Source organism: Pedobacter sp., assembly GCF_035566355.1.
In the GTDB taxonomy this organism is placed as follows: domain Bacteria; phylum Bacteroidota; class Bacteroidia; order Sphingobacteriales; family Sphingobacteriaceae; genus Pedobacter.
The window spans coordinates 1-14,289 of sequence record NZ_DATMRL010000594.1 but is presented as its reverse complement, the minus strand read 5'-3'; the positions used below and the strand labels follow the sequence as shown (position 1 = coordinate 14,289).

Genomic DNA, 14,289 nt, shown 5'->3' with positions numbered 1-14,289 from the left:
ATATGTTGTAACTTTTAATGGTGTACCACGTTTTACAATTGTAACCCGGTCATACCAGAACCAATAGTCAGTCCAACACCATCAACAAACGATCAACACACGTTCAATCTATGACCAATGTACCCCCAAAAGGGGGATGCCGGCATTCCCTGTAATGCTCATTGGGTTACCTATTTCGTAACCTTTAAAAAAGCATCATTATGGGAAAGCAGTTCAAAGGCCCGTTTTCCGGATTTGTAGGTAAAACCGGAGGCTTAGTAGGCCGATATGTAAAAGGACAGTTTATCATTACCAGTGTACCCATGCGGTCTAAAAAGCCACCCACACAGCAGCAATTAGACCAGCGCAGCAAGTTTGCACTCATTGTTAACTTTTGCAGCTATATAAGCGAGTTAATTAATATCGGCTTTGCAGCCCATGCGGTAAAGCTGAGCGCTATGAATGCAGCGGTAGCCTACAATCTGGACCATGCTATTACCGGCATCTCTCCATTGTTTACGCTCGATTACCCTCATTTCTCCTACAGTAGAGGTAAGCTGTATAATGTTTCAGATGTAGAAGTAGAAGCCTTAGCTGGAGCAAAGCTGAAATTTACCTGGACCATGAGCCAGAACCTGGTGAAGCTGAATAACCCAAGCGATCAGCTCTCCCTACTGGTTTATAACCCCACAAAGCAACAGTACGTGGTATTAACCCATGCTGCGCTACGTTCTGCATTAACATACACCCTGCAGCTACCTGCGGATTTTGCGCCAGATGATGTGTATTGTTATTTGGCTCTCCAGTCTACAGATGCAATAGTGAGTAATAGCTATTATGCAGGCAACCTCGCAGTATTGTAATTCACAGACCCGTTGTAGACTGTACAGGGGCAGTGTACAGCGGGTTTTTAAACTTTAAGTCATGGCAAGATTAATAAATGGCATTTTAGGCGCGTTTTCGGGCGTTATAGGTACGGTGGAGGGTTATATGCTTAAAGGCGCTTTAATCATCCGCTCTCGTAAGCGCAAGCCCACCAAAGCCCCATCTTTAAAGCAACTCAGTTGCCGAATGAAACTCAAATTGGTGAATGAACTCTTATCTTCCTGTACAGATTTTGTAAAAGTAGGCTTTGCCTGGTCTGCAAAAGATAAACGCTATTCGGCCTATAATGCCGCAGTAGCCCATCAGGTAAAACATGCTTTGATAGGCACATACCCTAATTTAGAAATAGAATACAGCCAGGTGCGGCTTACCGAAGGTCCATTAAGCAACCAAGGCATTAATCCATCTGTAGTGAGGCTAGGCAATGAGCTGAAGTTTAGCTGGACACCCGATCTAACTTACCCACATGGCACAGATCATGTCATGTTGTTGGCCTATGTACCAAGGCTACACCGTTCAGTGTATAACCTGTGTGGTGCAAAGCGCAACACAGGTTATGAGGTATTGCTGTTGCCAACAGAGTTTACAGGTGCTGGAGAGATAGAAACCTATCTTTCCTTCATTACAGAGAATGGAATGGCCTGTACAGATAGTTTGTATTTAGGAAAGTTGTAAGCCCAGGCTCACTGTCTATACATGCTAAATCTAGCCCCCAACTTGTACATATCAGACGGATCTGGTTCTAAAGGAAAAAGACATGAACAGCCTTCAGGCTCGCTTTTTGTCAGATAATGTATATTGCCGAAAACAAGGGTAGTATGCGCATCAAAATAATTAAGTACAGAATCTTTGATCATTTTAACTGCGCCCGGTTGTATCATCTCTTTCAGCTGTTCTGTCTTAGAGGGGTATCTTTGAGGCATTACCTGTAAAAACAATTCATTTTTTGCCTTGTTCCAGGTCGTTTCTAATTCATAACCTGTAGCAATGGTATCTGTTTCAGATTCATTTTTCATTTCCAGAACTAACAAAACGCTGCCATCTTTTTTACGACGTGCTTCTATACCTGCGCTTAAATAGGTACCACGGACCCGATCTTTAAACAACAAAGCCCCATTTGTTGTATCTGCAACATTGGCTTTGAAATTTCTTTGGCTTACTAAGTAGCTTCCATACAGCACATCGATATCTTGATGGGTAGCTGCATAAGCTGTGCTGTCATTGGCATCACCATCTGATAATTGTAGGGCATAATGCCGCAGGCCGATAATGGTATGATCGGTAAATCTGTTTTCAACATGCCGTCTTATGGTAATGGCAGCCTTTGGCCCTAAATATTTGCCATCGCGCCGTATGGTTAGGCTGTCACAGTTCATGGGTGCAAAATTAGTTAAGTGAAGGGTATCCGCTTGCTTGTCCCATTTGTAAAGAAATTTGTTGGCTACAAATTTCTTTTCATATTCTGAATTATTGGTAATCACTAAGGTTACCCAGGATGAATCTTTGGTATCGGGAGTAATGTTAGTTTCTATGAATAAATGATCAAACATAGCGGTGCTGTTCATTACATAGGTGTTCTTTTTGCATCCCAGTAAGCCTACCAACAGTACAATGATGTATCTATAATTCCTCATTTTGAATTGCTTTTTATAACTGCTGTATATTAAAGGTTGCGGCCAAATTGTGGGCATCACGGTAATTGGATAGGATGGGCCGAGGGCCTGGAGCTGGATTGGAAGTATTTTTTAGCACATAGTGGGTATTGGTAAACATAATGGTTGTATTTGCATTGAAATAATCAGGTACGGAATCTATAATGGTTTTGGCGGCTCCTGGTGGGATGAGCACTTGATGAATCGTATCTTCCTCTAAGTTGAGTTGTGGCACTACGCTGATATACAGGTTGTTTCCTTCATGGTCCCAAATCGGATTCAATTCCAAACCAGTGCTGATCGGAAATTCTTTACTCTCATTGCGCAGATGTAGGGCCAACAGGGCAGTACCATCTTTTCTACGCTTCACCTCCAGCTTGGCATCTAAGAAAGTACCTGAAATTCTATCCATAAATAAGGCTACAGCGGTATCGGTCGCCCTTTTATTGTCATAGTTTCTGGGTGCTACTAATATGGAGCCAAAATTGGCCATAAGCCTAGGTTTACGTTGCGTCATGGCTGTGGTATCGTACATGTCCATACTAGCCAGTGTAAGGGATACGTCTTGTAAGGATACATAAGTGTTTGCATCAAATTTGTTGGCTATGTGCTTATTGATGGTATATGAATGACTACGCTTTAAATAAAGCCCTAGGCTTTTTATGATGGTCGAGTCCTGGCTTATTGTGGCCAGATGCCTCAGATTTAAGACATCGAGTTCCTCATCCCATTTCACGTCAATAGATTTGGAAATGTAATACCGATTAACGGGTAAGTTATTGGTGATTGTTAAGGTAACCCAGGATGAGTCTCTGGTGTCGGGGGCAATGCTAAGCGTCACGTTTAAATCGTCAAAAGTGGCGATACTTTTCATCACATAAGTATTCTTTTGGCATCCGAACAGGAATACCAGCAGGAAAGCGAAGTACTTCAACATATCTTATAATATTGTATGGTGGTTTAGTATTTTTTATGGCAATAGTTTCTCTGTTGGCTTTGCCAAAACGGGGAACCTCATTAAGTCGTGTTTTTTATTGAGCAATATTTGGTGTAAACCCAGGTAACAACCATCTACAATACCGGGCTACAGTAAAACTGAAATTATGGCCCGCAATTTAGGTGCTTTACTTTAGAAAAGGGTTAATACGGTGTTAATGGTGGAAAATAACAGCGTCCATTTTGCCGATAAGCATGGGAGAGCAGGAGCAAGGAATTGAGTATGTATAAGTGAAGATTGAAAAATAGGTCATTTTTGTAGAAAATCCGCAAAAATGACGTATTTTTAATAGGTTTGTTAATAAAATTGTTTTTATTTGTGCAAAACCCGTGAACTATGCTAGTTTATTTCAAAGTCGGAAACTTCAAATCCATAAAAGACCCTATACTTATTAATTTTGCTGCCACAGCCATCAATGAACATGAGGAAACGAATGTTTTTGAAAAGGGGAAAGACAGGCTGTTAAAAACTGTTTTGATGTATGGTGCTAACGCAGGTGGTAAATCAAAGATACTGGATGCCTTTAAGGTATATAAGGATATGATTTTGCTGTCAACCAACTTTAACAGCACCAGAAACATTCCTGTAGAACCTTTTTTGCTTAATGAAGAAACACGTACAGCTCCGAGCTTCTTTGAAGCAGAATTTATTATCAAAAACAAAAAATACAGGTACGGTTTTGAAGCCAATGAAAAAGAAGTGAGCAAAGAATGGCTACTTGAAGTAAAGGCAACCACGCAGGTTCCGTTATATTTACGCATTGGGCAAAAATTTCAAATCGATCATAAAAAGTTTATCAATGCAAAAGACCTTGAATCAAGGTGCAATACTAACGTACTCTTTTTATCGGTTGCGGATCAATGGAATGTACCAGTGGCAAAAACTATATATGCATGGTTTGATAGCATAGATACCATTGAAGGTTTAAGCGATTCGGGTTACCGATCTGATACCAATGAGATGATGCGGAATTTTAACTACAATTTTTTAATCAATGAAATGATTAGGAAAGCCGATCTGGGAATTAAATCTATTAATGTAGGCGAAAGTCCAACCGACACAAATGCATATGTGAATATCCAGGGCATGACAGATAAAAAAATGAAAAGCTATCTGGAGGCCAAACTTACGCCCATACTAACTATGCATAATGTTTTTGATAACAACGGTAAGGTTATTAACGAAATAACATTTGACCTGGAGAAGCAGGGATCTGAAGGCACCAAAAAGTTTTACAATATTATTGGTGTTCTGCTTCGTGCAGTCATAGAAAACCGTCTGGTTATTTTTGACGAGATAGACGCAAGGATTCATACTTTATTAACCAAATCCATTATCAGGTTATTTAACGGCACAGAGGTAAAAACAGAGGCCCAGTTACTGGCAGCGTGCCATGACACGGCAGTAATGGACAGAGATTTATTACGCAGAGATCAGATTTATTTAGTAGAGAAAAATAACCTGGCTGCTACTACCGTGGTCAACCTGGTTGAATATAAAGTTAGAAAAGAAACACCTTTTGATAAAAACTACCTTGATGGTAAATACGGGGGTATTCCATTTATTGAAAACCTTGAAAACATATTAAAAGATGGCCAATAAGCAAAAACATAAAGAATCATCTTTTGCAGATATGTTAAAGGAACTGGTTGCAGCAAAACCAACTACCCTCACTGTTGATGCCAGAGAAGAGCGCAAGTATTTTTTAGTTGTAACTGAAGGCATAAGAACAGAACCTATTTATTTTGAATTTCTGGGCAGTATGTTGCCTAAACATCTGGTAGAAACGGTTGAAGTAAAGGGCGCGGGTGATAATACCTTAAATGTGGTGAAGAAAGCTATACAGCTACGTGATGAAAGGAAAAGGAATACCGGATTACCAGCATTTGATGAAGTGTGGGCAGTGTATGATAAAGATGATTTTCCTGATCATCATTACAAGGACGCTATTGCACTTGCACTAAAGGAAGGCATTGAAAGTGGGCATTCTAACCAGAGTTTTGAATTGTGGTATGTGTTACATTTTCAGTTTTTACAAAGTGCATTGCATAGAAGTAGTTATATCAAAACTTTGTCGGAGATATTGGGTGTTAAATACGAAAAAAATATGCTGGAGCTGGCCAAGCGAATCCATGCAGAGGGTAATGTAAAGCAGGCCATAGCCTGGGCAAATGCTTTAGAAACCATGCACGCAGGCAATAACGCGGCTAAAGCATGCCCTTTTACCAGAGTTTATGTTTTAGTGGAGCGTCTTTTGGCTTATATTGAAAACCGGGCTTCGGGATATTAAGCCTTATCTTTTCTAATTCTATTTCATTTTGATTTGCTAATATTTTTAGCATATTTGCTCCGTGAATTTGAAAGTGGGGCAATATTACAGAGTTACATCGGCAGTGGCAGAGGGTTATCAAGAGATACACGGACCTTTTTCATTTGTGGTCAGGGTATATGAATTGAGCCGGTCAAGGGGTACGCCGCTTACACCCATTTCAGGAGATCTTACACTTAGACTAGTAGATTGGGAACCGATGAACGGCTTTCGGGATGATCCCTGGTTTGCGGCTTACAGCATGGCTATAGGAAATACCAAGTATGGAGAGATGTGCATGAAGGTGCCGCCAGAGAAAGTACAGGAGATTAACTGGTCTCCAGATGTAATTAATGGCTCTGGGCGATGGTATGTGCCGGATCTTTTTAGATGGCAGCATCTGTTTTTATACCTGGTCCGTCATGATGCAGTAGAATGCGTAGAATTCTACCATCCCCATTAAATTTTGCTAGGGAAATGGCTTGACTGCACTAGGTGTAGTTTATAGCTTTATATCAACTGCACAAAGGGGTGCAGGGATAGATCAGTAGCAGATGGAAAAGAATTTAAACAAGGAACAGCCTAGACTTATTCTTGTAGATGGGCCTCCTGCGGGGGGTAAAACGACGTTAGCAGAATCATTAAAGGCTGGAGGTTTACAGGACAGTATCTCCTTTAATACGAAACAGGAGTTTGAGCAGGGGTTTAAAGAATTAGTAAAGCAGATGCCTGCGAGCCGTGCACTTTATTTTTCAACGGAGCGAATGGAAAACGGTTTGGTAGGCAAGATGGTTGAAGCCATCTCTAAGCATAAAAATTTTTTGCTAGAGGTTCCATTGGACTTAAAAACGTTTTTAACATTAGATGATAACTTTAAGAAAGCGGGTTTCAAAGTAGAAATGAATTTTATTTGCCCGGACAGTGTAGCAGACTGTGAGCTGCGTATACAGGGTAAGGGTAAGATGAACTTTGGTTTGCCGGAAGCAAATTTGAAAGCTAACTATGCAAACAGTTTAAAAAATTTAAATGACATTAGCATCATTGCAAGTAGGTTAAATATCTACGATGGCACAAAAACACCTCAGTTATTGGCTACTATGGAAAAGGGAAAAATTATCATGGCCGATCCAGTATCGCTAAAAAAGGAATGGATACAGCGTATGCCCAATATAGCCAGTGCTATTAAAAGGCATTTAGGGCAAACCCAGAAGAAAAGCCGAGGAAAAAAAATGTAACATAAGGCGATGGTTTAACCATCGCCTTTTTTATTGTTCTTGTTATTTTTTTAAGCTGTATTTTAAAAGGTTTTTGTTGTATTCTTCAAAAAAAATCTTCACAAATTCGCCTGCATCTTTTAAGGTTTGGGCTTCAATATCCTTTGCTGGGGATGGGCCAAAATACGTGATGATATCAAGCTGTGTCCCGTTACTTTTCGGTGTAACTTTTCCAAACCAGGCAGGTGGAATCAGATGAAAAATGTAGATGTTTTCTATATCTGGAGTTGGAGATGGGTAACAGATGTAAAACTCTGGTGCGCTGTTAAAGCTCATAGCGTATTATATTTTATGTATTTAAAATGTATGGAGCAATTGGTATTGTTATATAAAGTTGCGGTACTTTATAAAAGGTAATATCTGAGCATAAATGTTTGAATTGATCTATGGGAACTGAAGTTGGATAACAGCGGAGTTTAATATCTTCAGGAAGATTAAATCCTATATCTTTTCTTAATGGTAAACAAATATTTATACTTCTAAATGGATTGGGGACAGTTTTCCAGCTGTCCTTTTTTATACCCTTCATTCCGAACCTGAGAGGAACCTGTATCTCCAAAGTATTTTTCTCTATCTCCCATATAGGCTGCGGTAAAATGAGTGTAAGCTATATTACCTTTGAATTGAAAACGAATTAACCCGTAACCCAACATTTAGATCAGTGAAATTTCTACTGTAATAGCTCGATAGCTTTATTCATGATCTGGTTGGGGGCGAATTGCAACGCCTCTCTCCAGATGTGATTTTTCATAGTAATATAAATTTTGTGGATTAAATGAGAGCCTGGATTATATAGGGAATGGTAGGGGTCATCCAATACTTGCCGTCTCTATATAATTCTGGGAGTTGAGATTAACCCTTTAATTATCCATATCCATGTTCAATAGGAAGGAAGTACTTATAATAGCGTGTATATCTTTAATGGCCTTCTCCTGTAATCGCCCTGTAGAAACAAATTTGATTACAGGTAAAGAAGGGCAACCTTTGCCAACTTTTAATTTATTACTCCCCGATAGTTCTACGATTTATCATACCGACCAGGCTAAAGGCAAACCAACTGTATTTTTCTTCTTTGGCCCCAATTGTCCATACTGTCAGCAACAGATGGAAGAAATGAAGGCGAATATGATTGAGTTAGAAGACGTGCAGTTTGTATTACTCACTGGAGAGAGCTTTGGCGGGATGAAGAATTTTGCTGAGCGGAATGGATTGAAGAAGTACGCTAACGTTGTTGTTGGCCTGGATACGGCTAATTTCTTCTTGAAGTATTATAAGTTGAGTGGTTATCCTTTTAATGCTTTTTACAATAAGAAAGGAGTATTGCAGTATGTGTATGATGGACAGGTAAAGATGGAAAAGTTTATATCAATGACTCAGAGATTGAATTGAATTATTTCGCGAAATATAAGGGGGAACCCGAAAACCCTTGATCAGAGTAGGGAAAATAAATAATTGATAAAATCATTTTTTTATGAAAAAAGCAAAATTAATGCTGGCTGCTATTGCAGTTCTGGCTGTTGCTGGTGGTGTATTTGCTGCTAACGCCAATAGAAATCTTGGAGCTGTAGTTTATACTCACTCTTCAACAGATCCAATAGCAACAAGATGCACAGTTACATTGGTAGGTTATACTACTACAACTAACTTGGCACCTAAAACGCTCTTTGCTACAACAACCACTAGTTTACCATGTGTTACTAAGACGTTTTATATTACTGATTAATGAAAAATAAAAAGGCTGGTTAATTCCAGCCTTTTTATCTAATTCCATTACATTTTAAAACTAGATCATGAAAAATAATACTAAAGCAAGATTATTATTTATTGCCATCTTTTTGTTCTCCATTGCATCTATTAATTTATCGTTTAAAGTCAGAGATTTAACAAAAATGGTGTATGTCCACTCAAGTTCAGACCCGACAAGTAAATGCACGGTTCCATTTTTAGGTATCACAACAGTTCCCAATGGACGGCCTGTCATTTTCCTTGCTACAACTAGTCCTACACTACCTTGTGTTTTAAAAACCTGGTATTATACGGATTAGGTTTCAATATCTTAATAACAAAATTAATGCAATGAAATATATGAAACTAAGAAGAGCTAAAATGCTTCTAGCTCTAATAAGTCTTTTGACTATAATTAGTGGATTCATTTCATTTAAAACCACTAATCATGAATTTGTTATTTATACTCATAAATCAACAGATCCGACAACAAAGTGTACAGTCCCCGTAGTTGGTTATACTACATTAGTCAATTTATTTCCAACCTATTTCTGTGCAACTACTAGTCCAACACTTCCTTGTACTTGTAAAACATGGTATTTGACAGATTAACCGCGCAAATGAAGGGCTGATAAAAAAGGCCTTCATTTAGCGATTTGTAACAGATAGGTGATCTTTCATCCATTTAGGTTCAGGCCTTTCTTTTAAATAATAATCCCAAAATCCAATAGCGCGTTTATTATAATCAATACGTTTATCCATGTCCATTATCCCATGACCTTCATTTTTATAATTTAACCACCATACTTTTTTTTGTAAACTTCTTAAAGCGATAAAAAGAGATTGGCTGTGGGTATAACTAACCGAATTATCACCAGTATTGTGTAGAATTAGTAAAGGTGTATGTACTTTTGATACCTCAAGTATGGGAGAGTTTTTAATATAAGTGATAGGATCTTCGGGTAGGGAGGCTCCCATCATGTAACCAAATCCATTTAATTGATTAATATTAGAATTTCCATTTCTAAGCATCGTAGCCTGGGTAATCATGTTGCTAACACCTGCACCGGAGATGGCCGCACTAAAGCGGTCTGTATGCGTTATAATGTAATTGGTTTCAAAACCACCTGTGCTCCCGCCGCATATCCCTAATTTTTTTTGGTCAATCCATTCATATTGTTTTAAATGGTCTGCTGCACTGATAATTGATCGCATAATACATTCTCCTACATGTTTAGGAAGTTCCTTTTTAATGTCAGGAAGGAATACTAAATACCCAGCACTAACCATAGTGGCAATGCTTATTTCACCTGGGGACAAAATACCGCTAGGAAATGAATTTAATAGATTGCTCTTTTCCTCATAAATATTCATAATAAGAGGATACCTATTTTTTTTGTCAAAATTCTCAGGTTTGTACAAAACACCTTGATAGAAATTTCCTAAGCTATCTTTGTAAGTGTGTAGTTCTGCTGTTAGCCAATTGTATTTTGTTTGAGGTTGATTGTTTGAAATTTGTTTGAACTTTTTTAGATCTTTACTGAAAAAATAATTGGGTGCACGGTTATAATTTTCCCATCTTATTAGAAAAAAGTTCTGTTCCTTAGCTCTTAGAAATTCTGGCGGAGATAATTTAGTATAGACATCTTTTATTGCTCCGCAATAGCGTGGTGCCATTGAAAGCATAATCAGTGCGTGTGTGTTTAAATTCAAGGAATAAAAGCCATAATCTTTTGTTTTTGTGTTAAAAGCAGTAAGTATAATTTGCTTTTTTCCATTTTTAGAGCTGAAATTTTCAATTCCAGGATAAAATACGATTCTTTCTTTTTCACCAACAAAGCTAGTTAGATTCAAGGGTGCTCGCATGCCGAGTAAGTCAATACTCCATAGATCATAGTTGCCTTGGACTATCATATTGTTTTCATCCATCCAGCCTACTATACCTAAAGGCCAAGTGTATGAAATTGGATAGTTCTCCATTTGATAGTTAGTAAAACTTTTCGCTGAAATTTTACTGGTGAGTATTTTTTTTTCACCAGTAGCAACTGTATAGCTGTAATAATTCTTTCTCTCAGAATCATAATAAGCAATGTACCTGAAATTGGGTGAGATTTTAAGAGACTCCAAGGGAATAGATCTATTAGTTTCTATGGGAATCATTTTTCCAGTTCTAGAAAAACATATGGAGTAACTGGTTCTGGAGCTTGTATTCCATCGCTCATTTACAGGCCCGAATGATGATTTTACTAGGAATATACTGTCTCTACCTGATCTAAAATCATCGAAATCGCCTGCAATTTCCTCATTGCTGTGAAGTAGCTGAACAATTTCACCTGAATGAATCTGAATTATAGATAAGTAGGCAGCTATTGGAATTTCTCCATTGTTATAGTAATAGCTTTTTAAATATGCGTCTTGATAACTCCATATTTCAAGATCAGAAGGTTGAGATTGTTGGATATGAGAATGGCTCAAGTCTGTTAAATAAAAGAACAATCGTTCCCCATCACCTGAAAACATGTAAAATTGGCCAACATCAATACTTTTGGTTGAATCTATTCCTGGTGAATTTCTAGATATCAGCTCCCTTGCAAAGGACATACTTTTATCAAAATACCATATTGCATTTCCATTATCAGTGTGCAACAAGAAAGCGAATTGGGAACCAGATTCATTAGTAAGTAAGTTGCTTGGTGCTAATCCCTCATAGATAACTTTATCTACGTTTGAAACTAGATCATAGCTGACAATCTGAAATGTATCTTTAGATATACATTTTTGAATAAAAAAATTGGATCTATTTGGAGAGATGATATATTCATTAACCTGTAGCCAAGAATTTATGATCGCTCCATTGACGTCCCTTAAAACGAGTTTATTTTCTTTATCCCGATATATTAATAAATTTTCTGTTCTTTGTTTAAGAGATTTAAAATCAATAACATTAGGAATTTTTATAATTATTTTTGTTTTGAGATTAAGACTAATCAGTGTATCTCCTGGTAGGATTCCAAATAAATAACGGCTGTCGTCACTGAAGCAAGGATTGCTTAGAGTTACAAACCCGAGCATCCAGTCTTTATCCATAGACTTAATTATGAATGCATCTGTACTGACTGGAGTATTTTCGATCTGATAGAACGCAAACTTTCCATCATTACTTATACTACCTCCCTCAATATTTGTCCAGCTTTTATAATTGTCAAGTTGAAGCGGCGGTTTTTGGGCCAACGAAATATTTACTTGAAATATAATAGTTAAAGGAATTACAATTTTTATAAAACCTTTGACTTTAATCCTCCATTGAGATAGAAGAAGATTTAACATGATGGAATTTTTAGAATAAATCATTGAACAAAATTAGGATAGTGTAATTGCATGGGCAGTGCAGTATTAAAGCTATTTTTTATAAAGACGAATTAATTTGAAGTTGTCCAAGTTGGTTTTCCTTCTTTCATTTGACGGACAGTTGCTTCGTAGGAAAGTATGGAGTTGGCATCCTCATTTCTATCTTTTTTTACCAGATTAACTGCTTTTTGCTGTTCTTCAATGGCCTTCTTTTTGTATCCTGCTTTATATAAAATATTAGCGTATGTATCAATATAATGATAATTATCTGGTTTCTGTTTTAAGATGAACTGCATATAAGAGATTGCTTTTTCTAATATCACCTGGCTTACCGGTTTTTGAAAAATTGCAGTATAAATCATGTCATTAACCGCTCTGAGGCTCATCTCGTCCGTTGTATCGATTCCCCTAAATTCAATCTGATCAAACTCATATTTTGCCTGTGTATTATAATCTTTCTTTTGGCTATAGAAAGAAATTTTTTCAGCTAATATGATCCTATGTGCTGTTGTTTTATCATAAGCATTGGTGATTTTCTCCTCAATTTCGTTCCAATTTGGGTGTTCATTTATAATTTTTCCTTTTGCGTCTGTTACAGAAGAAAACATATCTCTAGTTATTAAAAAATCTATATAACGCTTAGAGAACCCTGGGGATTTAAATAGTTTGTCAGCAGTATCCTGATTAACATAGATAAATCTATTGAAGTTATCTTTTAAGGGAAAAAATTCGTTAAATAGTACTAGAAAGTCTATCATTCTAGGATTTATAACTTGTGCTGGGCTTTTGGTATCTATATATTTTTGCTTATAGGACTTTGCAATTTCTTTTGCTAATGAATCCTGTTTATAATTATTAGCTGTGAAAGCTAAGTTTAGAAGACTTTTTTCATCTAATGTTCCAGTTCTGAATGCTTTTACTTGCCCTTGGTAACTCCTCTCAGGATCAATAACTTTTTTTGCTAAAGAGATTAATTGATCGGAGCTATGATATCCATCATCTTTACCAATTAATTCTCCGTCAGGAGACAAAAATAGCAGAGAGGGGTAGGCATCAATAAATTTCTGGAAAACTGGCCATTCTTTTTGCCATCTCTTTACATATTCATTGTCCTTAGACGTAGAGTCCATTTGTATTTTAATGGAAATAAATTGTGTATTTAAGATTTTGGCAACTTCATCGTTGTTATATACCTCTTGATCCATTTGTCTACACGGTCCGCACCAGGTAGTGTAGGCATCAACAAAAATTATTTTGTGTTCTGTTTTTGCTTTTTTTAATACTGTGCTCCAATCTGGAAGTTGAAGAAATGATACAGCTTCATTTATTTGAGCATAGTTTGCTAAAGGCCATAACCCTAACATCAACAGGATAATCTTTTTCATAATGTTTGATTTTAAATTTAATAAATATTGAAGGGATTATACCTTCCGAGAGAGCGAGTATTTAGTACTCTGGGTTTTGTGCTAAATTTCCATTCACTTGAATCTCTTGTAATGGTATTGGATATAGAGCTTTATAAGGTGCCCAAATACCCCCTTTTAAAGGAGCGGCTATTTTCATGACATTATCTATTTGACTAGTTCTTTTTAGATCAAACCAACGATGCCCCCATTCAGTAAATAGTTCAACTCGTCTTTCCTTTAAAATGGCACTTAAAAGCGTTTCGGCACTACTCGCTGTAGTATTGCCGAGACCTGAACGATTTCTAATGACATTTAAATCATTTTGACTGCCAGCAATTTTGCCTTGCAATGCTCTTGCTTCTGAACGTATTAAATACTGTTCCGCTAAACGTAAAACAATTGGGTACTCTGTGACCGACGAACTGCCATAAGGAACCTTATACTTTTGAGGATAAAAATAATCGTTTCCCTCGTAGTTTATATGACTGATCCATTCAGTTTTGCGTTGATCACCAGTCTCGAAAGAATTTAGAAAATCATCTAGTAACTGTAAGGGGTAAACACTGCCAGGACCTGGAGATGGTAAAATGATAAATGTGGCTGCCTCGTCAGTATTAAAAAGATTTTTCACAGGTTGTAAAGCCCAAATGGTCTCCATACTATTTTTTAGGAAAACTTGGTCTAAGGGAATGCTTGACGAATATTGTGCTGTCTG

Annotated in this window: 14 protein-coding genes; 8 read left to right on the top strand and 6 right to left on the bottom strand. The window is 37.3% G+C overall.

Translation table 11 applies throughout. From position 1 onward, the window contains the following. Positions 1 to 200: 200 nt before the first annotated feature. Both VNZ46_RS23325 and VNZ46_RS23320 read left to right on the top strand, forming a co-directional pair. On the top strand, positions 201 to 842 hold the full coding sequence (locus VNZ46_RS23325) for a DUF6266 family protein (RefSeq protein ID WP_325563119.1): 642 nt from the start codon (positions 201 to 203) through the stop codon (positions 840 to 842). Between the two features lie 61 nt (positions 843 to 903). Continuing rightward, on the top strand, positions 904 to 1,539 hold the full coding sequence (locus tag VNZ46_RS23320) for a DUF6266 family protein (RefSeq protein ID WP_325563117.1): 636 nt from the start codon (positions 904 to 906) through the stop codon (positions 1,537 to 1,539). An 8-nt stretch (positions 1,540 to 1,547) separates the two neighbouring features. On the opposite strand, the gene VNZ46_RS23315 is transcribed toward VNZ46_RS23320, so the two are convergent. Next, positions 1,548 to 2,498: a hypothetical protein gene (locus VNZ46_RS23315; protein ID WP_325563115.1), complete on the bottom strand. Its 951-nt coding sequence runs from the start codon at positions 2,496 to 2,498 to the stop codon at positions 1,548 to 1,550. A gap of 13 nt (positions 2,499 to 2,511) precedes the next feature. Continuing rightward, positions 2,512 to 3,453, bottom strand: coding sequence for a hypothetical protein (locus tag VNZ46_RS23310; RefSeq protein WP_325563113.1), 942 nt, complete (start codon positions 3,451 to 3,453; stop codon positions 2,512 to 2,514). 396 nt (positions 3,454 to 3,849) lie between these two features. On the opposite strand from VNZ46_RS23310, the gene VNZ46_RS23305 reads away from it, so the two are divergent. The 4 genes from VNZ46_RS23305 (at position 3,850) to VNZ46_RS23290 (ending at position 7,056) form a co-directional block, all read left to right on the top strand. Further along, positions 3,850 to 5,115: an ATP-binding protein gene (locus tag VNZ46_RS23305; protein ID WP_325563111.1), complete on the top strand. Its 1,266-nt coding sequence runs from the start codon at positions 3,850 to 3,852 to the stop codon at positions 5,113 to 5,115. Next, positions 5,105 to 5,803 (top strand): RloB family protein, encoded by a 699-nt coding sequence (locus VNZ46_RS23300; protein WP_325563109.1) that lies wholly within the window; start codon positions 5,105 to 5,107, stop codon positions 5,801 to 5,803. The genes VNZ46_RS23305 and VNZ46_RS23300 overlap by 11 nt, the downstream gene beginning before the upstream one ends. Before the next feature lie 61 nt (positions 5,804 to 5,864). After that, positions 5,865 to 6,284: a hypothetical protein gene (locus VNZ46_RS23295; protein ID WP_325563107.1), complete on the top strand. Its 420-nt coding sequence runs from the start codon at positions 5,865 to 5,867 to the stop codon at positions 6,282 to 6,284. 91 nt (positions 6,285 to 6,375) lie between these two features. Then, entirely contained in the window at positions 6,376 to 7,056 is a 681-nt protein-coding gene (locus VNZ46_RS23290; RefSeq protein WP_325563105.1) for a zeta toxin family protein, read from the top strand. A gap of 42 nt (positions 7,057 to 7,098) precedes the next feature. On the opposite strand, the gene VNZ46_RS23285 is transcribed toward VNZ46_RS23290, so the two are convergent. Beyond that, positions 7,099 to 7,371, bottom strand: a complete 273-nt coding sequence (locus tag VNZ46_RS23285; protein ID WP_325563103.1) for a hypothetical protein — start codon at positions 7,369 to 7,371, stop codon at positions 7,099 to 7,101. A 600-nt stretch (positions 7,372 to 7,971) separates the two neighbouring features. Between VNZ46_RS23285 and VNZ46_RS23280 the strand changes: the two genes are divergently transcribed. Further along, positions 7,972 to 8,484, top strand: coding sequence for a TlpA disulfide reductase family protein (locus VNZ46_RS23280; protein ID WP_325563101.1), 513 nt, complete (start codon positions 7,972 to 7,974; stop codon positions 8,482 to 8,484). 82 nt (positions 8,485 to 8,566) lie between these two features. Further along, the gene (locus VNZ46_RS23275) at positions 8,567 to 8,818 is read left to right on the top strand and encodes a hypothetical protein (RefSeq protein ID WP_325563099.1); all 252 of its coding nucleotides are present in this window, start codon (positions 8,567 to 8,569) and stop codon (positions 8,816 to 8,818) included. Positions 8,819 to 9,468: 650 nt separating this feature from the next. Here VNZ46_RS23275 and VNZ46_RS23270 read toward each other — a convergent pair. From VNZ46_RS23270 to VNZ46_RS23260, 3 genes are all read right to left on the bottom strand, one after another. Beyond that, positions 9,469 to 12,147 (bottom strand): alpha/beta hydrolase family protein, encoded by a 2,679-nt coding sequence (locus VNZ46_RS23270; protein WP_325563098.1) that lies wholly within the window; start codon positions 12,145 to 12,147, stop codon positions 9,469 to 9,471. 92 nt (positions 12,148 to 12,239) lie between these two features. Continuing rightward, on the bottom strand, positions 12,240 to 13,553 hold the full coding sequence (locus VNZ46_RS23265; protein ID WP_325563096.1) for a thioredoxin family protein: 1,314 nt from the start codon (positions 13,551 to 13,553) through the stop codon (positions 12,240 to 12,242). Positions 13,554 to 13,614: 61 nt separating this feature from the next. Next, on the bottom strand, positions 13,615 to 14,289 hold a 675-nt coding region (locus VNZ46_RS23260; protein WP_325563094.1), incomplete at its 5' end, for a RagB/SusD family nutrient uptake outer membrane protein.